Annotated in this window: 15 protein-coding genes; 14 read left to right on the top strand and 1 reads right to left on the bottom strand. The window is 71.6% G+C overall.

Annotated elements, in window-relative coordinates:
• Position 1 precedes the first annotated feature (1 nt).
• Positions 2 to 1,276 carry a hypothetical protein gene (locus tag BS80_RS10835; RefSeq protein ID WP_035795936.1) on the bottom strand — a complete coding sequence of 425 codons (1,275 nt, stop codon included), beginning with the start codon at positions 1,274 to 1,276 and terminating at the stop codon, positions 2 to 4.
• 209 nt (positions 1,277 to 1,485) lie between these two features.
• Here BS80_RS10835 and BS80_RS10830 point away from each other — a divergent pair, with 209 nt between their 5' ends.
• The 14 genes from BS80_RS10830 to BS80_RS10765 all read left to right on the top strand — a co-directional run bounded on the left by BS80_RS10830 (position 1,486) and on the right by BS80_RS10765 (position 17,574).
• The gene (locus BS80_RS10830) at positions 1,486 to 2,721 is read left to right on the top strand and encodes a methyltransferase (RefSeq protein WP_035795934.1); all 1,236 of its coding nucleotides are present in this window, start codon (positions 1,486 to 1,488) and stop codon (positions 2,719 to 2,721) included.
• A 108-nt stretch (positions 2,722 to 2,829) separates the two neighbouring features.
• Positions 2,830 to 4,734, top strand: coding sequence for a serine/threonine-protein kinase (locus BS80_RS37605; RefSeq protein ID WP_051966453.1), 1,905 nt, complete (start codon positions 2,830 to 2,832; stop codon positions 4,732 to 4,734).
• Between the two features lie 135 nt (positions 4,735 to 4,869).
• A complete protein-coding gene (rox, locus tag BS80_RS10820) occupies positions 4,870 to 6,333 on the top strand; it encodes a rifampin monooxygenase (RefSeq protein WP_051966452.1) in 1,464 nt (487 codons plus the stop codon).
• Positions 6,330 to 6,893 (top strand): hypothetical protein, encoded by a 564-nt coding sequence (locus tag BS80_RS10815; protein WP_035795928.1) that lies wholly within the window; start codon positions 6,330 to 6,332, stop codon positions 6,891 to 6,893. Before rox ends, BS80_RS10815 begins: the two co-directional genes overlap by 4 nt.
• 183 nt (positions 6,894 to 7,076) lie before the next feature.
• Positions 7,077 to 8,105 carry an N-acetyl-gamma-glutamyl-phosphate reductase gene (gene argC, locus BS80_RS10810; protein ID WP_035795925.1) on the top strand — a complete coding sequence of 343 codons (1,029 nt, stop codon included), beginning with the start codon at positions 7,077 to 7,079 and terminating at the stop codon, positions 8,103 to 8,105.
• Entirely contained in the window at positions 8,102 to 9,274 is a 1,173-nt protein-coding gene (gene argJ / locus BS80_RS10805; protein WP_035795922.1) for a bifunctional glutamate N-acetyltransferase/amino-acid acetyltransferase ArgJ, read from the top strand. The genes argC and argJ overlap by 4 nt, the downstream gene beginning before the upstream one ends.
• Before the next feature lie 15 nt (positions 9,275 to 9,289).
• Positions 9,290 to 10,225 carry an acetylglutamate kinase gene (gene argB / locus BS80_RS10800; protein WP_051966451.1) on the top strand — a complete coding sequence of 312 codons (936 nt, stop codon included), beginning with the start codon at positions 9,290 to 9,292 and terminating at the stop codon, positions 10,223 to 10,225.
• Positions 10,226 to 10,344: 119 nt separating this feature from the next.
• On the top strand, positions 10,345 to 11,577 hold the full coding sequence (locus BS80_RS10795; protein WP_232246478.1) for an acetylornithine transaminase: 1,233 nt from the start codon (positions 10,345 to 10,347) through the stop codon (positions 11,575 to 11,577).
• An 18-nt stretch (positions 11,578 to 11,595) separates the two neighbouring features.
• Complete coding sequence (locus BS80_RS10790; RefSeq protein WP_035795921.1) at positions 11,596 to 12,144, top strand: arginine repressor; 549 nt, start codon at positions 11,596 to 11,598, stop codon at positions 12,142 to 12,144.
• 159 nt (positions 12,145 to 12,303) lie between these two features.
• Positions 12,304 to 12,516, top strand: a complete 213-nt coding sequence (locus BS80_RS10785) for a ferredoxin (protein ID WP_035795916.1) — start codon at positions 12,304 to 12,306, stop codon at positions 12,514 to 12,516.
• Between the two features lie 68 nt (positions 12,517 to 12,584).
• The gene (locus BS80_RS10780) at positions 12,585 to 13,739 is read left to right on the top strand and encodes a cytochrome P450 (protein WP_035797231.1); all 1,155 of its coding nucleotides are present in this window, start codon (positions 12,585 to 12,587) and stop codon (positions 13,737 to 13,739) included.
• Positions 13,740 to 13,998: 259 nt separating this feature from the next.
• On the top strand, positions 13,999 to 15,192 hold the full coding sequence (locus BS80_RS10775) for an argininosuccinate synthase (protein ID WP_035795914.1): 1,194 nt from the start codon (positions 13,999 to 14,001) through the stop codon (positions 15,190 to 15,192).
• A 102-nt stretch (positions 15,193 to 15,294) separates the two neighbouring features.
• A complete protein-coding gene (gene argH / locus BS80_RS10770; protein ID WP_035795912.1) occupies positions 15,295 to 16,719 on the top strand; it encodes an argininosuccinate lyase in 1,425 nt (474 codons plus the stop codon).
• 354 nt (positions 16,720 to 17,073) lie between these two features.
• Positions 17,074 to 17,574, top strand: coding sequence for a GNAT family N-acetyltransferase (locus BS80_RS10765; RefSeq protein ID WP_035795905.1), 501 nt, complete (start codon positions 17,074 to 17,076; stop codon positions 17,572 to 17,574).
• The last annotated feature ends 422 nt before the right edge of the window (positions 17,575 to 17,996 follow it).

Here is a 17,996-nt window from a genome sequence, read left to right as displayed (position 1 = left end):
GTCAGGCCCCGGCGCCGCCGAGCAGGCTCTTGATCTGGTCGTAGCCGAGGCCCGCCTCGGTGGCCGACTTGATGTCATCGGCGGTCAGACCGTCCGCCATCAGCTCCTTGACCTGGGCGTCGGTCAGCGCCGCCGCCGGGGTCATGTGCCCGCCGGCGGCCCCCAGGGCCTTCGGCGCGAACATCGCCATGATGTTCTTCAGGTCCGCGGCGGTGACGGCGGTGGCGCCGGCCGGCACCTGGAGGGTGGGGGTGTCGGTGCCGAAGGCGACCTTCACCGGCAGGTGGACGTTCGGCGTGGACTTCTTGTCCAGCTGTGCCAGGTCGAAGCCGATCGAGGAGACCGTCCCGTCCTTGAGGTACAGGTCCATGGCGAAGGTGCGGTCGGGCAGGTCGGCGGGGGCCGTGGCGGGCAGCTTGGCCAGGCCCGGAATGTCCTTGACGACCGAGGGGACCGAGGGGACCGACTTCAGCAGATCGTTCGCGAGCTGCCGCGACGGCGCGCTGACCACGATGTGCTCGGCGCCGTCCGTCTTGCCCTTGTCCGTGAAGGTGGCGTTGCGGGACAGCACGTCCTTGACGGTGTTCAGCAGGTTCTGCGCGGTCTTGGGGTCCATCGACGGCAGCGCGGACGGCTGCGCGGACGGCTGCGCGCCGTCCTTGGGCAGGTTGCCGGCGAGGCCCTTGCCGAAGTCCGCGGCGGTCTTCGGGTCGAGCGAGATCCACTGGCCGGCCAGGGCGTCCTTGACCACCTTCAGGGTGTCCGGGAGCTCGGCCGAGGTCGCCTGGACCTTCGCCGGGTCCGCACCCATCATCTTGGTGATCCCGGCGACGTCCGCGTGCAGGTAGACGTCACCGCCGAGCTGGCGCATCTCGACGAGCGAGGCTCCGCCGTTGCCCGTCACGGTGTAGGAGAGGTTGACCGACTTGTCGGCGGAGAGCCCCGCGCCGCCGGTTCCGGCGGTCGGCGTGGCGAGGTCCTTCAGCGGCTTGTCGGAGCTCAGCGCGACGGCGATGCCCAGCCCGGACAGCGCGTCGGCGTTCTTCTGCTCGATCTTCTCGCCGGTCGCGCTGCCGTAGGCCATGATCTGGGCGGCCGACGCGTCCAGCGACAGCTTGGCGCTGAAGGACTTGCCGGCGCCCAGCTTGCCGAACGCGTCCGACACCTTCTGGGCGGCACTGAGCTGCTTGACGGCGCCACAGGCCGTCAGGCCCGCGGCGAGGACGGAGGTGCAGGCGGCGGCAACCAGGGTGGCTCGAACGGTGCTGCGTATCACGGTGTTGATGGGGGCTCTCCTGAGGGATGGCGCCGGCACGGGGAGACAGCGAAACACAGGCTTCCGTGGTTGCGCACGCCATTTTTCTTTGCCTTCTCTTGAAGGTCGTGCCAACGTACCGCAGGGCTCCGACAGTCCGTGTCGGGGGTGGCGCAACACCCTTCCTGCCGCACGGTCAGGCGGCCCCGACCAGGTAACCTGAGCGGACGATGAACAGTTTCACGACGTCCTGGGGTGCCTTCGACCTCGCCCGTTTCCCCGAGGACCCGCGCGACGCGCTCCGCGCCTGGGATGCCGCCGACGCCTACCTGCTGCGACACCTCGCGGGAGCGCAAGCCGGACCGGAACCGGCCGTCGACACCGATACCGCCGCCGCCGCCTCCGACGTCGTCGCCGCCGCCGTTGACCTCACCGACGCCGTCGACCTGTCGGGCACCGTCGTCCTGGTCGGCGACCGTTGGGGCGCTCTGGCCACCGCGCTCGCCGGCCCGGCCCGTCCCGTGCAGATCACCGACTCGTTCCTGGCCCGCCAGGCGACCCGGGCGAACCTGGCGCGCAACGGCATCGACGAGGACGCGGTACGGCTGCTCTCGACCAGGGACACCCCGCCCGGCCCGATCGACGTCCTGCTGATCCGCGTCCCCAAGAGCCTCGCGCTCCTGGAGGACCAACTGCACCGCCTCGCACCGGGCGTGCACGCCGGCACCGTCGTCGTCGCCACCGGCATGGTCACCGAGATCCACACCTCGACGCTCAAGCTCTTCGAGCGGATCATCGGTCCGACCCGGACGTCGCTGGCGGAGAAGAAGGCCCGGCTGATCTTCTGCACGCCCGACCCCCGGCTGCCCCGCACCCCCAGCCCGTGGCCGCACAGCTACCCGCTGCCCGACGACATCGGCGTCGCCTCCGGCCTGACCGTCACCAACCACGCCGGCACCTTCTGCGCCGAACGCCTGGACATCGGGACCAGGTTCTTCCTGCGCAACCTCCCGCAGACCCGCCGGGGACGCGAGCGCGTCGTCGACCTCGGCTGCGGCAACGGCGTGGTCGGCACGGCCGCCGCCCTGGCCAACCCGCGCGCCGAACTCACCTTCATCGACGAGTCCTACCAGGCGGTGGCCTCGGCCGAGGCCACCTTCCGGGCCAACGCACCCGTGGACGCGTCCGCCGAGTTCCTGGTGGGCGACGGGCTGTCCGGCGTGCCGGCCGGCTCGGTCGACCTGGTGCTCAACAACCCGCCGTTCCACACCCACCAGGCGACCACCGACGCGACGGCCTGGCGGATGTTCACCGGCTCCCGCGATGTCCTGCGCCCCGGCGGCGAGCTCTGGGTCATCGGCAACCGGCACCTCGGCTACCACGTCAAGCTGCGGCGGCTCTTCGGCAACTGCGAGGTCGTCACCAGCGACCCGAAGTTCGTGATCCTGCGCTCCGTCAGGACCTGACGCCCTGCCCCCAACCGGGTCTGGCACACTCTGATCGTGATCCGACAATCTGGAGCGTCGGGCGCGATGAGGGGGACGGTGGGGACGGGGATGTGGGATCGGGGGACGGTGCTCGGGGACCGGTACCGGTTGACCGAGCGGCTCGGCGGCGGGGCGATGGGCGAGGTCTGGTGCGCGGACGACGGCGTGTTGGAGCGCCAGGTCGCCGTCAAGATCCTGCTGCCGTCGCTCCTGGACGACGCCGCGTTCATGGAGCGCTTCCGGCGTGAGGCCAAACTGCTGGCCGCGGTCAACCACCCCGGCATCGTGGAGGTCTACGACTACGGTGAGAGCACCGGCGGTTCGGTGACCCGGGTGGCCTACATCGTCATGGAGCTGATCACCGGCCGACCGCTGGACGAAGTCCTGGCGGAGGGCGGGCCGATGGCGGCCGACCAGGCCCTCGGCCTGGTCGCCCAGGCGCTCGACGCGCTGCACGTCGCGCACCGGCGCCAGATCGTGCACCGCGACATCAAGCCGTCGAACCTGATGCTGCGCGACGACGGCCGGGTGGTGGTGACCGACTTCGGCATCGCCAGCGCCGCCGCCGGTACGAGGATCACCTCGTCGAACGCGATCCTCGGCACCGCGCTCTACGTCGCCCCCGAGCGGGCCGAGGGCGCCTCGTCGATACCGTCGTCCGACCTCTACTCGATGGGTGTCCTCTGCTACGAAATGCTCACCGGCGAGCCGCCGTTCACCGGTGAGACGGCGCTGGAGATCGTGCTCAAGCACATCCGGCAGCCCGCGCCCGCGCTCCCCGACGCCTTTCCGGAGCCGGTGCGCGAGCTGGTCGCCAAGGCGCTGGCCAAGCAGCCCGAGGACCGTTTCACCAGCGCCGCCGTGATGGCGGCCGCCGCCCGCCGCGCCTCCGGCACAGCGCCGAGCGCCGGGCCCGCGATGAGCGTCCCGGCCGACAGTACGACGATCCGGCTGGTTTCGGCCGCCCCGGACGAGACCACGGAACCCGGGTCTGCGCCGCCGGCGGCGGCGACCGCTCCCGTCGAACCTCCGCTGGTGAAGACCCTGGTGGCCGCGGAGAAGCCGCGCCTGCGGCGCGACTGGCGCCGGTTGCTGATCCCCGTGATCATCCCGTGCACCATCACCGCGGGCGTCGGTACGGTCCTATTGATCGATCCGAGCCCGTTCCGCTCCGACGCGAGCCCGTCCGGCTCGCGACCCGTCGTCGCCGTCTCCGGTCCGTTGAGCGGCGGCGCGTCTTCGGCGGCCTCCGGGGTGCCGAGCTCCGCGGCGCCGACGTCGCCTGGCGCGGCCGCGCCCTCGACCCCGGGGGCGGCGAGTGCGTCGGCGCCGGGCGGCCCGCCGGCCTCGGCTGCTGCGCCGCCCGGCAGCGGCGCGGTCCCGCCGGCCGGCGGTGGCGGTGCCGGCAGTGGTGGCGGCGGTGGAACGACGTCCGGCTCGGGCGGTCAACCGGTGACCGCCCCGCAGGGCGGCGGCAACGCGCCGGGCCAGGGCGCCCCGGCGGCCCCCACGACAGCCGCGGCCCGGCCGACTGCCTCCACCCCCACGTCAGCGCCCGCACCCGCACCGGGTCCGGCAGCCCCCGCAGGCTGCGGCGGCGCCGGTTGGGGCGCGATCGTCAACGTCGGCGACCGGCAGAAGCTGGGCCTGGCCGCGGACAGCCTGGCCGGCGGCACCAGGGTGGTCACCGGCGCAACCACCGCCTACGGCTGGGTGCACTGGGCGGACGCGTTCCAGCGCTTCAACGTCTGCGACCGCAGCGACCCGGCCCTCGCCGAGATCCTCACCTTCGACGGCTCGCCGCCCGGCGTCGAACTCGCCTCCTTCAACGACGTCGCCACAGCCTGGACGACTGCCGCCACCGCCACCGGCAGCTACACCATCAAGGACTCCGGGGGGCAGAACTGCCTGACCGACAACGGCGTCGGCAAGCCCGTCACCGTCGTCGCCTGCACCCCGGGCAACACGTCCCAGGAGTGGTTGCTCCCCTGACACGGGCCCGCTCGTGCCCCAGAATGGTTGGCCAGGGCCAGCGCCTGTCCTTCTGTCACCTCGCTCTCGTGCCCTGGCTCTCGGCCTCGGTGCGGAGCGGCCGGCTGCAATCCAGACTCGGCGAATGGGCTTGTGATGATTGACGTGATCGTGGTCGGCGGCGGGCCGACCGGCTTGATGCTCGCCGGCGAGTTGCGGCTGCACGGTGTGCACGTCGTCGTGCTGGAGAAGTCGGCCGAGCCGACCGTGCACGCCCGCGGGCGTGGCCTGCACACGCGCAGCGTCGAACTGATGGACCAGCGCGGCCTGCTGGACCGGTTCCTCGCGGTCAGTGAGAAGTTCCGGATCGGTGGCTTCTTCGGCGGCGTCCACAAGGACTGGCCGGACCGGCTCGACACGGCGCACCCGTACGGCCTCTCCGTCCTGCAACCGGTCACCGAGCGGCTGCTCAACGAGCACGCCCTCGAACTCGGCGCCGAGATCCGGCGCGGCTGTGAGGTGGTCGGGCTCAGCCAGGACCCGGACGCGGTGACCGTCGAGCTCGCGGACGGCACGCGGCTGCGCTCGCGCTACCTCGTCGGGTGCGACGGCGGCCGCAGCGTGGTGCGCAAGCTGCTCGGCGTCGCCTTCCCCGGCGAGCCGGCCACGGTCGAAACGCTGCTGGGCGACCTGGAGGTGACCGAGGATCCGGAGACGGTGGCCGCCGTCGTCGCGGAGGTCAACAAGACCCAGCTGCGGTTCGGCGTCATCCCCAACGAGGACGGAACCCACCGCATCATCGTGCCCGCCGATGGCGTGGCCGAGGACCGTGCGACCGCGCCGACCCTGGAGGAGTTCAAGCACCAGCTGCGTTCCTTCGCCGGCACCGACTTCGGCGCCCACTCGCCGCGCTGGCTCTCCCGGTTCGGTGACGCCACCCGACAGGCCGAGCGCTACCGGGTCGGCCGCGCACTGCTGGCCGGCGACGCCGCGCACATCCACCCGCCGACCGGCGGACAGGGACTCAACCTAGGCGTGCAGGACGCCTTCAACCTCGGCTGGAAGCTGGCCGCCGAGGTCAACGGCTGGGCCCCGGAAGGCCTGCTGGACACCTACCACGTCGAACGCCACCCGATCGGCGCCAGCGTCCTGGACAACACCCGCGCACAGATCGTCCTGCTGGGCACCGACCCCGGCGCGGCCGCCCTGCGGGAGCTCTTCTCGAAGCTGATGGACTTCGAGGAGGTCAACCGCTACGTCACCGGCATCATCACCGCGGTCGACGTCCGCTACGACTTCGGCGAGGGCCACCCCCTCCTCGGCCGCCGCCAGCGCGACCTGACCCTCAAGCGCGGCCGCCTCTACGACCTGATGCACGCCGGCCGCGGCCTCCTCCTCGACCAGACCGGCCACCTCTCGGTCACCGGCTGGACGGACCGCATCGACCACATCGTCGACGTCAGCGAGCAACTCGACGCCCCCGCCGTCCTGCTGCGCCCCGACGGCCACATCGCGTGGGCCGGCGACAACCAGGAGCAGCTGCTCGCCCAACTCCCCAAGTGGTTCGGCAGGTCGGCGCGCACCGCCTCTGACCGAACCGCATCGAGGAACAGCAGTTGACCCCGTACTCCCTGGCGTTCTACGTCGACGTCGTCACCACCGGCACCGTGCTCGGCGTGAGCCCGACGGACCCTCCAGACCGCGTCACCGAGGTCCTGGGGTCGGACTTCGGCGAGCATATCTTCGACGACCACACCATGTGCCGTGACTACGGGCTGACCGAGTTCTCCTGGGAGCGCGCCTGCGCCGACCACCCCTGGTCGGGCCACCACTTCTCCTTGCAGGTCCACCGGCTCGCGCACCAGGACCGCACGGCCGCCGACGCGACACTCCGCGCCCGGTACGGGCGATTCACCCCCAGGCTCCGGTTCGAGAAGCTGCACCGACTGCTGGCGCGGCGCGGCGTCCCCCTGCTGGAGCTCCCGGCGAGCCCGCCGAACGCACCGTACTACCGAACGTTCTGGCAGCCCGATTCCGAGGTCGCCATCGTCGTCATCGGCACCCATGGCGAGTACAGCACGCCGGACAACCTGCGGGTCGGCGACGTGTACAAGATCCAAGCCCCGATGCCCGCCGACGAAGTGGAGCGCGTGCGAGCGTGGCCGAGCGAAGTCCTGTAGTCCTCGCCGGGTGTCTACGAGTGGCGGCGCTGCCCTGCTGCCGAGCGGTGCTCGGGCAGCACGTCAGTCAGACCACGGAAACCTAGCGGGCCCAGGAGCGGCCGCTCTCCCCTCCCGAGCGGAGTGCCTTGCATGGATGTTCCGGGATGCGTATATTCATGCTGAGTTCTAGGAGGAAACGTCATGGCATTGCGAGTCGCCGTCGCCGGGGCCAGCGGGTACGCCGGGGGTGAGGTGCTCCGGCTGCTGCTCGGGCACCCGGAGGTCGAGATCGGGGCGCTGACCGGTGGGTCGAACGCCGGGAGCAGGCTCGGTGAGTTGCAGCCGCACCTGATCCCGCTGGCGGACCGGGTGCTGGAGCCGACCACGACCGAGGTGCTCGCGGGGCACGACATCGTCTTCCTGGGGTTGCCGCACGGGCAGTCCGCCGCCGTCGCCGAGGCGCTCGGTGAGGATGTGCTGGTGGTGGACTGCGGGGCCGACTTCCGGCTCAAGGATGCCATGGACTGGGAGCGGTTCTACGGCTCGGCGCATGCGGGGACCTGGCCGTACGGCCTGCCCGAGCTGCCGGGGCACCGGGCCGCGCTGAAGGGGACGAAGCGGATCGCGGTTCCCGGCTGCTACCCGACGGCCGTCACGCTCGCCCTCTTCCCCGCGTACGCGGCGCGGCTCGCCGAGCCGGAGGCCGTGATCGTGGCGGCGAGTGGCACCTCGGGCGCCGGCAAGTCGGCCAAGACGCACCTGCTGGGCAGCGAGGTGATGGGCTCGGTCAGTCCGTACGGGGTCGGCGGCGGTCACCGGCACACGCCGGAGATGTCGCAGAACCTGAGCCCGGTGGCGGGGGAGCCGGTGACGGTCTCCTTCACGCCGACCCTGGTGCCGATGTCCCGGGGCATCCTGGCCACCTGCTCGGCGAAGGCGAAGCCGGGTGTCACGGCGGCGGCCGTCCGGGCCGCTTACGCCGAGGCGTTCGCCGCCGAGCCGTTCGTCCACCTGCTGCCCGAGGGGCAGTGGCCGCAGACCAAGTCGGTGTACGGCTCCAACTCCGCCCTCGTCCAGGTCGCCCTGGACGAGCACGCCGGGCGGATCGTCGTGATCAGCGCGATCGACAACCTCGTCAAGGGCACCGCCGGCGGCGCGGTGCAGAGCATGAACATCGCCCTGGGCCTGCCCGAGGAGCTGGGCCTTCCCGTGAACGGAGTCGCACCGTGACCAGTAACCACAAGAGTGTCGGCGTGACGGCGGCCGGCGGCTTCCGCGCGGCGGGGGTCACGGCCGGCCTCAAGGCCTCCGGCACCCCGGACCTGGCGCTGGTCGTCAACGACGGCCCCATGCACGCCGCGGCCGGCGTCTTCACCTCCAACCGGGTGAAGGCGGCTCCGGTGCTCTGGTCCCAGCAGGTGCTGAAGGCCGGTGAGTTGGCCGCAGTCGTGCTCAACTCCGGTGGCGCCAACGCTTGTACGGGCGCGGGTGGCTTCCAGGACACGCACGCCACCGCCGAGAAGGTCGCTGCCGAACTGGGCGTCGGCGCCGGCGAGGTGGCGGTGGTGTCGACCGGTCTGATCGGTGTGCGACTGCCGATGGACGTGCTGCTGCCGGGTGTCGAGCAGGCCGCCAAGGCGCTGTCCGCGGACGGCGGCGAGGCGGCGGCGATCGCCATCAAGACCACCGACACCGTGCACAAGACGGCCCAACTGAGCCGCAGCGGCTGGACGGTCGGCGGGATGGCCAAGGGCGCGGGGATGCTCGCGCCGGGCCTGGCCACCATGCTGGTCGTGGTCACCACCGATGCGGTCGTCGACAGTACGGGCCTGGACGAGGCGCTGCGCGCCGCCACCCGCACCACCTTCGACCGGGTGGACTCCGACGGCTGCATGTCCACCAACGACACGGTGCTGCTGCTCGCCTCGGGTGCGTCCGAAGTCACCCCGGACGCCGCCGAGTTCAACGCCGCCGTGCAGCAGGTCTGCGCCGAACTGGCGCGTCAGCTGATCGGTGACGCGGAGGGCGCCAGCAAGGACATCGAGATCGTGGTCACCGGCGCGGCCACCGAGGACGAGGCGGTGGACGTCGCCCGGGTGATCGCCCGCAACAACCTCCTCAAGTGTGCCCTGCACGGCGAGGACCCCAACTGGGGGCGGGTGTTGGCGGCGATCGGTACCACCAGCGCGGCCTTCGACCCGGACCGGCTGGACGTCGCGATCAACGGCGTCTGGGTGTGCCGCAACGGCTCGGTCGGCGACGACCGCGACCTGGTCGACATGACGGGACGCGAGATCACCATCACCGCGAACCTGAACGCCGGAGAGGCCGAGGCCACCGTGTGGACCAACGACCTGACGGCCGACTACGTGCACGAGAACAGCGCCTACTCCACCTGAGCCCGGGGACACACCTTGCAGATCGCACCCAAGGGCGAACAGGCCCGCAACAACACCGCGTTGCCCAAGGCCCGCACGCTCATCGAGGCGCTGCCCTGGCTGGAGCGGTTCCACGGCAAGACCGTGGTGATCAAGTTCGGCGGCAACGCCATGGTCGACGAGTCGCTGAAGTCGGCCTTCGCGCAGGACGTGGTCTTCCTGCGCTATGCCGGTCTGCACCCGGTCGTCGTGCACGGCGGCGGCCCGCAGATCAGCGCGCAGCTGGACAAGCTCGGCCTGAAGTCCTCGTTCACCAACGGGCTTCGGGTCACCACGCCGGAGACCATGGACGTCGTCCGGATGGTGCTGGCCGGGCAGGTGCAGCGCGAACTGGTCGGACTGCTCAACGAGCACGGCCCGTTCGCGGTCGGCATGACCGGTGAGGACGCGCACACCATGACCGCCGTCAAGCGCTACGCGACGGTGGACGGAGAGCAGGTGGACATCGGCCTGGTCGGCGACATCGTCAACATCGAGGCGGGCGCCGTCAAGGCGCTGATCGCCGACGGCCGGATCCCGGTCATCTCCAGCATCGCCCGCAGCACCGACGGCCACGTCTACAACATCAACGCGGACACCGCCGCGGCAGCCCTCGCGGTCGCGCTGGGCGCCGAGATGCTGGTGGTGCTCACGGACGTCGAGGGTCTGTACGCGGACTGGCCGAACTCCGACGACGTGATCAGCCAGCTCTCGGCCACCGAGCTGGACGCCATACTGCCGACGCTGGCCAGCGGGATGCTGCCGAAGATGGAGGGCTGCCTGCGCGCGGTCCGCTCGGGTGTGGGCACCGCCCGCGTGCTGGACGGCCGGGTGCAGCACAGCCTGCTCCTGGAGATCTTCACCGACGAGGGGATCGGCACCATGGTGGTGCCGGACGACGACACCGACGTACTCCTGGGGGGACTCGCATGACCGCCGGACCGACCGGACAGACCGACCCGACTGACCCGACCGACCCGACTGACCCGACCGGACAGACCGAACCGACCGACCCGACCGGCAAGGAACTCACCGACCGCTGGCAGCACGCCATGGCCGACAACTACGGCACCCCGCGCCTCGCGCTGGTCCGCGGTGAGGGCGCCACGCTCTGGGACGCCGACGGCAATCGCTATGTCGACTTCCTCGGCGGCATCGCGGTCAACGCGCTCGGCACCGCCCACCCGGCCGTCGTCGCGGCGGTCACCGACCAGATCGGTCGGCTGGGGCACGTCTCCAACCTCTTCATGGCCGAGCCGACGATCCGGCTCGCCGAGCGCCTGCTGGAGCTGTTCGGGCGGGAGGGCCGGGTCTTCTTCTGCAACTCGGGCGCCGAGGCCAACGAAGCCGCGTTCAAGATCAGCCGTCTCACCGGCCGCACCCACCTGGTCGCGCTGGAGGGCGGGTTCCACGGCCGGACCATGGGCGCCCTCGCGCTGACCGGCCAGCCCGCCAAGCAGGAGCCCTTCGTCCCGCTGCCCGGCGACGTCACGCACGTCCCGTTCGGCGATGTGGAGGCGCTGCGCGCGGCCGTCACCACCGAGACCGCCGCCGTCGTCCTGGAGCCGATCCAGGGCGAGAACGGCGCGATCCCGCTGCCGCCCGGCTACCTGCGGGCGGCGCGCGAGATCACCCGGGCCACCGGCACCCTGCTGGTCCTGGACGAGGTCCAGACGGGCATCGGCCGGACCGGCCACTGGTTCGCGCACCAGGCCGAGGAGGGTGTCGCCCCGGACGTGGTCACGCTCGCCAAGGGCCTGGGCGGCGGCCTGCCGATCGGCGCGGTGGTCGCCTTCGGCCCGGCGGCCGAGCTGCTGCGGCCCGGCCAGCACGGCACCACGTTCGGCGGCAACCCGGTGGTCGCGGCGGCCGCGCTGGCGGTCCTGGACACCATCGAGGCGGACGGGCTGCTCGCGCACGTGCGGCGCGTCGGCGACCGGTTGCGCTCGGGTGTCGAGGCGCTCGGCGACGACCTGGTGTCGCATGTCCGCGGCGCGGGCCTGCTGCTGGGCATCGTGCTGAACGAGCCGGTCGCGGCGCGGGTCCAGGCGGTGGCCCAGGAGGCCGGCTTCCTGGTGAACGCCGCCGTCGCGGACGCCGTGCGGCTGGTGCCGCCCCTGGTGCTCACCGAGCGCGAGGCCGATCTCTTCCTGGCCGCACTGCCGCAGATCCTCGACACCGTCCGCGCGGAGCGCAGCGCAGCCGACGCCGAACCCGCGACCAAAGCCGCGGCCGCCGTCGCGCAGGCGCGGGATGCCGCCCCGGCCGCGCAGGCCCGAGGGTAGTCGGGGAGAATCATCGACATGACCGTGCCGCCATCTGACCAGCCCGCCGCCGCCGGCCCCACCTCGCAGGTGCCGCAGACCCGCACGGCGCGGCACCGGCGGATCGTGGACCTGCTCACCCGTCAGCCCGTTCGTTCGCAGAGCCAGTTGGCCAAGCTCCTCGCGGACGACGGCCTGGTGGTCACCCAGGCCACGCTCTCGCGGGATCTGGACGAGCTGGGCGCGGTCAAGATCCGCAACCGGGACGGCGCGCTCATCTACGCCGTCCCGGCCGAGGGCGGCGACCGCACGCCGCGGGCGCCGATGGGGGAGTCCGCCAGCGAGGGGCGGATGGCCCGGTTGGCCGGTGAGTTGATGGTTTCGGCCACCGCCTCGGGCAACCTGGTGGTGCTGCGGACCCCGCCGGGTGCCGCGCAGTTCCTGGCCTCGGCGATCGACACGGCCGAGGTCTTCGAGATCATCGGCACCATCGCGGGCGACGACACCGTCCTGCTGATCAGCCGTGACCCGGCCGGCGGCCAGGCGCTGGCGGACCACCTGATGCAGCTGGCACAGGCCCGCTCGTAGGCCTGCACGGCTCCCCGGCCGCCACCGGTGCGAATCGGCCAATCTGCTTCGAACGGGTGCAACCCCTTCGTGTGCCCCGCAACTCCGGGCTAGGTTGAGCTGACGGAAAGTTGGTTGCCCAAGGCAACCGACCCCCTGCGCGCCCATCGAGGTCCCGCCATGCACGTGACTGTCGACCAGAATCGCTGCTGCAGTTCAGGGCAGTGTGTGCTGACCGCCCCCACGGTCTTCGACCAGAGCGAGGAGGACGGCCTGGTCCTGCTGCTCCAGGACGAACCGGCCGAAGCGCTCCACCCCCAAGTCCGCACCGCCGCCGCGATCTGCCCCAGCGGTGCCATCTCCCTCACCGTCGGACAGGCGGTCGGCGCATGAGCCAGAGCACGAGCCCCAGCAGCAGCCTCAGCGCCAGCCTCAGCACGGGCCAGGCCGACCTGCTGACGATGCCCGCCGACCGCGGCGGCTGCCCGTTCGACCCGCCGCCGAGCTACCGCAAGGAGGCCTCGGTCTCCCGGGTGAGCCTGTGGGACGGCAGCCCGTGCTGGCTGCTGAACGGCTACCGCGAGGTCCGCACGGCGCTGACCGACCGACGGTTCAGCGCCGACGCCCGCCACCCGGGCTTCCCCTTCCTCACCCCGGGCCGGCGCGAGCTGGTCGGGGACAATCCGAGCTTCATACGCCTGGACGACCCCGAGCACTCCCGGCTGCGCAAGATGCTCACCGGCGACTTCCTGATCAAGCGGGTCGAGGCGATGCGGCCCGGCATCCAGCGGATCGTCGACGAGACGCTGGACGCCATGCTGGCCAAGGGCTCGCCGGCCGACCTGGTCGCCGAATTCGCGCTTCCGGTACCGTCGTTGGTGATCTGCGACCTGCTCGGCGTGCCGTACGAGGACCACGAGTTCTTCCAGCGGCAGAGCAAGCTGCTGCTGGACGCCACCTCGCCCGCCGGCACCGTCCGGCAGGCCGTCGACGAGCTGGAGCAGTACCTCACCGCGCTCGCCGCCCGGATCGGCGCCGACGACGAGAGCATCCTCGGCCGGCTGGTCGCCCGCGGCGACCTGACGTCCGACGAGATCGCCTCCAACGCCCTGCTGCTGCTGATCGCCGGGCACGAGACGACCGCGAACATGACCTCGCTCTCCACCCTCGCGCTGCTGCGCAACCCGGAGCAGGCCGACCGGCTGCGCGCCGACCCCTCGCTGATCCGCGGCGCGGTGGAGGAGCTGCTGCGCTACCTCACCATCGTGCACACCGGTCTGCCCCGGGTGGCGCTGGAGGACGTCGAGTTGGACGGGGTCCTGATCCGGGCCGGGGAGGGCGTGCTGTGCATGCTCTCCACCGCGAACCGGGACGAGGAGCTCTTCGCGGCCGGCAGCGAGCTGGACGTCGAGCGCGACGCCCGGCGCCACCTGGCCTTCGGCTTCGGCGTGCACCAGTGCCTGGGCCAGCCGCTGGCCCGCGCCGAGCTGCAGATCGCCCTGGAGACGCTGCTGCGCCGACTGCCGGAGCTGCGGCTCGCGGTGCCGTTCGAGGAGCTCTCGTTCCGTACCGAGACGATCGTCTACGGCCTGCGAGCCCTGCCGATCGCCTGGTGAAGACCCCGTCCACCTGCTAGGAAGCAGGGGTGCACAGCACTGCCGAACCGATCGCCCGACCGATCACCCGACCGGCCGTCCGACCGATCACCCGACCGATCACTCGACGCCGGATCGCGGCGAGCCGGGACCACCGTCCCGGCTCGTGGCGGTCCGGCTTTGAGTTTCATGCGGAGTCGTGCATACTTATGCCTATCAGCGCATGGGACACCGATCCTGGCGCGAGCCCCCTGCCTGTACTGCGAAGAAGGAGAAAGCCGTGACCGAGCGCGTCGTACTCGCCTACTCGGGCGGTCTGGACACGTCCGTCTGCATCGGCTGGATCGCCGAGGAGACCGGCGCCGAGGTCATCGCCGTCGCCGTCGACGTCGGCCAGGGCGGCGAGGACCTGGACGCCATCCGCCAGCGCGCCCTGGACTGTGGCGCGGTCGAGGCCGAGGTGGCCGACGCCCGCCAGGAGTTCGCCGACGAGTACTGCCTCCCGGCCCTCAAGGCCAACGCCCTGTACCAGGGCCAGTACCCGCTGGTCTCCGCGCTCTCCCGGCCGGCCATCGTCAAGCACCTGGTGGCCGCCGCCCAGAAGCACGGCGCCAGCACGGTCGCCCACGGCTGCACCGGCAAGGGCAACGACCAGGTCCGCTTCGAGGTCGGCATCCAGTCGCTGGCCCCGTCGCTGAAGTGCATCGCCCCGGTCCGCGACTACGCGATGACCCGGGACAAGGCGATCGCCTTCGCCGAGGCCAAGAACCTCCCGATCGTCACCACCAAGAAGAACCCGTACTCGATCGACCAGAACGTCTTCGGGCGGGCCGTCGAGACCGGCTTCCTGGAGGACATCTGGAACGCGCCGATCGAGGACGTGTACGAGTACACCCAGAACCCGGCCACCCCGCGCGAGGCCGACGAGGTGGTCATCACCTTCGACGCCGGCGTCCCGGTCGCCATCGACGGCCGCAAGGTCACCGTCCTTCAGGCGATCGAGGAGCTCAACAAGCGGGCCGGCGCCCAGGGCATCGGCCGCCTCGACATGGTCGAGGACCGGCTCGTGGGCATCAAGTCCCGTGAGATCTACGAGGCTCCGGGCGCGATCGCGCTGATCACCGCGCACCAGGCGCTGGAGAACGTCACCGTCGAGCGCGAACTCGCCCGCTACAAGCGGCAGGTGGAGCAGCGCTGGGCCGAACTCGTCTACGACGGCCTGTGGTTCTCGCCGCTCAAGCGCGCGCTGGACGGCTTCATCAACGAGGCCAACCAGCAGGTCTCCGGCGACATCCGGATGGTCATGCACGGCGGCCGGGCCGTCGTGAACGGCCGCAAGTCGGAGCAGGCGCTGTACGACTTCAACCTCGCCACCTACGACACCGGCGACACGTTCGACCAGTCGATGTCCAAGGGCTTCATCGAGATCTTCGGTCTCTCCTCGAAGATCGCGGCCCGCCGCGACCAGGCCTGAGTCCCTCCCGAACCACCCTTCCCGAGCCCCGGCCGGTTCCCCTGCCGGCCGGGGCTCACCCCTTCTTCACCTCGCCGTCCGCGCCGCCGCAAGGAGCCCCCGATGTCGTCCGACCAGACCGCCGACGTACGCCTGTGGGGCGCCCGCTTCGCCGACGGCCCCTCCGAGGCGCTGGCCCGGCTGTCGGCCTCCGTCCACTTCGACTGGCGGCTCGCCCCGTACGACATCGCCGGCTCCAAGGCGCACGCCCGTGTCCTGTACGGCGCGGGCCTGCTCTCGGACGAGGAACTGGCCGCGATGCTGGCCGGGCTCGACCAGCTGCTGGCCGATGTCGAGGCGGGCGACTTCGTCGGCACGATCGCCGACGAGGACGTCCACACCGCGCTGGAGCGCGGCCTGCTGGAGCGGCTCGGTGCGGACCTCGGCGGCAAGCTGCGGGCCGGCCGCTCGCGCAACGACCAGATCGCCACGCTCTTCCGGATGTACCTGCGCGACCACGCCAGGACGATCGGCGCGCTGGTCCTCGACCTCCAGCACGCCCTGGTCGCGCTGGCCGAGGCGCACCCGGACACCGCCATGCCGGGCCGCACCCACCTGCAGCACGCGCAGCCCGTGCTCTTCGCCCACCACGTGCTCGCGCACGTCCAGGCGCTCAGCCGGGACGCCGAGCGGCTGCGCCAGTGGGACGCCCGCACGGCCGTCTCGCCGTACGGCTCCGGCGCGCTGGCCGGCTCCTCGCTCGGCCTGGACCCGCAGGCGGTGGCCGCCGAACTCGGCTTCGAGGGCGGCTCGGTCGGCAACTCCATCGACGGCACCGCCTCGCGCGACTTCGTCGCCGAGTTCGCCTTCGTGACCGCGATGATCGGGATCAACCTCTCCCGGATCGCCGAGGAGGTGATCCTGTGGAACACCAAGGAGTTCGGCTTCATCACGCTGCACGACGCCTTCTCCACGGGCTCCTCGATCATGCCGCAGAAGAAGAACCCGGACATCGCCGAGCTGGCCCGCGGCAAGTCCGGCCGCCTGATCGGCAACCTCACCGGCCTGCTGGCCACCCTCAAGGCCCTTCCGCTGGCGTACAACCGGGACCTCCAGGAGGACAAGGAGCCGGTCTTCGACTCCTGCGACACCCTTGAGGTCCTGCTGCCCGCCTTCACCGGCATGATGGCCACCCTCACCGTCCACCGCGAGCGGCTGGAGGAGCTGGCCCCGGCCGGCTTCTCGCTGGCCACCGACGTGGCCGAGTGGCTGGTCAAGCAGGGCGTGCCGTTCCGCGTCGCGCACGAGGTGGCGGGCGCCTGCGTCAAGACCTGTGAGGGCCTGGACATCGAGCTCGGCGACCTGACGGACGAACAGTTCGCCGCGATCTCCCCGCACCTGACGCCGGCCGTCCGCGAGGTGCTCAGCGTGCACGGCTCGATCGCCTCCCGCGACGGCCGCGGCGGCACCGCCCCCAGCGCCGTCGCCGCCCAGCTGAGCGAGCTCAAGGCGGACCTCTCGCTCCAGCAGGAGTGGGCGGGCCAGTAACACCGGTTCTCCTCCGAGGGGCGCGGCAGTCACCTGCCGCGCCCCTCTGGGCACTCCCGCCCGTCCGCACGCCGTCTGTACGCTGTCCGTACGCTGCCCGCGAGTGATTTCCGACACGCGCCAGGTCCGCCGGGTTGAGAACAGCTGAAGCCTGGGTAGAGCGCTGGCGAACGTATCTGCCGACGTATCTGCGCGTGGCCCGGCGTGACGGACGGGTGTTCGTCAGGTACGGCTGATACGGTCTTGCGCTACTCCCGGTCAGGGCCGATCCCCGTCCGGGCAGACCTCCGGCTGGGCATCCGGTGCGGAACCCTCACTGCGCGCGCCGGTAGAGACGATGGGAGGCCCCCGCACATGGGCATGAGCGTGATCATCTCGGTGGCGACCGAGGACGATGCCGAACAGATCCTCAAACTCCAGTACCTCGGGTACCAGAGCGAGGCCGAGCTTTACGGAGACTGGTCGATCGAGCCGCTGACGCAGAGCCTGGACAGCCTGCGCGCCGAGCTCGCCGACCGCCATGTGCTGGTCGCCCGGCTCGGTGACGAGGTGGTCGGCTCGGTCCGCGGCTGGGTCGACGCCGAGGGCGTCGGCCGGATAAGCCGACTGGTCGTCCACCCGCGGATGCAGCGGCACGGCCTGGGCGGCCGGCTGCTGACGGCTGTCGAGGAGCGCCTCGTGGCGCAGGGCCCGGTGGAGGCGTTCCGCCTGCACAGCGGGCACCGGAGCCTCGGCAACCTGCGGCTCTACGCCCGCCAGGGCTACCGGCAGACGGAGGTCCGCGCGGTCAGCCGCCGGCTGAGCTTCGTGACGCTGGAGAAGCCCGTCCAGGTCGCCCTGCCGACGGCGGTCTAGACCTCTCGCTCGTCCCCGGCCCCGCCCGCGCAGCCCTGCGCAGGCGGGGCCTTGGCGTGTGCGGCCCTTGGTGCGCCTGCCTCGTGTCCGTAATACGGACAGCGCGTCCTGTTCATTGGGACTCATCGCACCCATCTGTTTTACTAGTTCGTATGACTGCGACGACGAAATCCACCGCCCCCGGCACCATGCCGGCAGGTGTGCGTGGCATGTGTTGTCGAATGTGTCCCTGCTGAACGGGCCTTCGCCCCGCGGGCCACTGCCCGCCCCAGCCTCTCGGTCCGGCCTCCCGGTCCCGCACGCCCGCTGCCTCGACGCGTAGGCGTCGTCCGCGCCGGCGGTAACCCTCCCTGTCACACCACCCTCGCCGTCCGGCGTGGCGCCGCTCCGCGTGCGCCCGCGGGCCGTCGCGTGCCGCCCAC

The organism is Kitasatospora mediocidica KCTC 9733, assembly GCF_000744225.1.
Taxonomy (GTDB): domain Bacteria; phylum Actinomycetota; class Actinomycetes; order Streptomycetales; family Streptomycetaceae; genus Kitasatospora; species Kitasatospora mediocidica.
The sequence above is the reverse complement of the archived record's forward strand: the minus strand, read 5'-3'. Positions and strand labels throughout refer to the sequence as shown.

Excerpts from the sequence above, each read along its gene's own strand:
- BS80_RS10790 (WP_035795921.1), top strand. The coding sequence starts at position 11,596 with ATGACCGTGCCGCCATCTGACCAGCCCGCCGCCGCCGGCCCCACCTCG.
- rox (WP_051966452.1), top strand. The coding sequence starts at position 4,870 with ATGATTGACGTGATCGTGGTCGGCGGCGGGCCGACCGGCTTGATGCTC.
- argH (WP_035795912.1), top strand. The coding sequence starts at position 15,295 with ATGTCGTCCGACCAGACCGCCGACGTACGCCTGTGGGGCGCCCGCTTC.
- BS80_RS10765 (WP_035795905.1), top strand. The coding sequence starts at position 17,074 with ATGGGCATGAGCGTGATCATCTCGGTGGCGACCGAGGACGATGCCGAA.
- BS80_RS10780 (WP_035797231.1), top strand. The coding sequence starts at position 12,585 with ATGCCCGCCGACCGCGGCGGCTGCCCGTTCGACCCGCCGCCGAGCTAC.
- BS80_RS10830 (WP_035795934.1), top strand. The coding sequence starts at position 1,486 with ATGAACAGTTTCACGACGTCCTGGGGTGCCTTCGACCTCGCCCGTTTC.
- BS80_RS10785 (WP_035795916.1), top strand. The coding sequence starts at position 12,304 with ATGCACGTGACTGTCGACCAGAATCGCTGCTGCAGTTCAGGGCAGTGT.
- BS80_RS10795 (WP_232246478.1), top strand. The coding sequence starts at position 10,345 with ATGGCCGACAACTACGGCACCCCGCGCCTCGCGCTGGTCCGCGGTGAG.
- argC (WP_035795925.1), top strand. The coding sequence starts at position 7,077 with ATGGCATTGCGAGTCGCCGTCGCCGGGGCCAGCGGGTACGCCGGGGGT.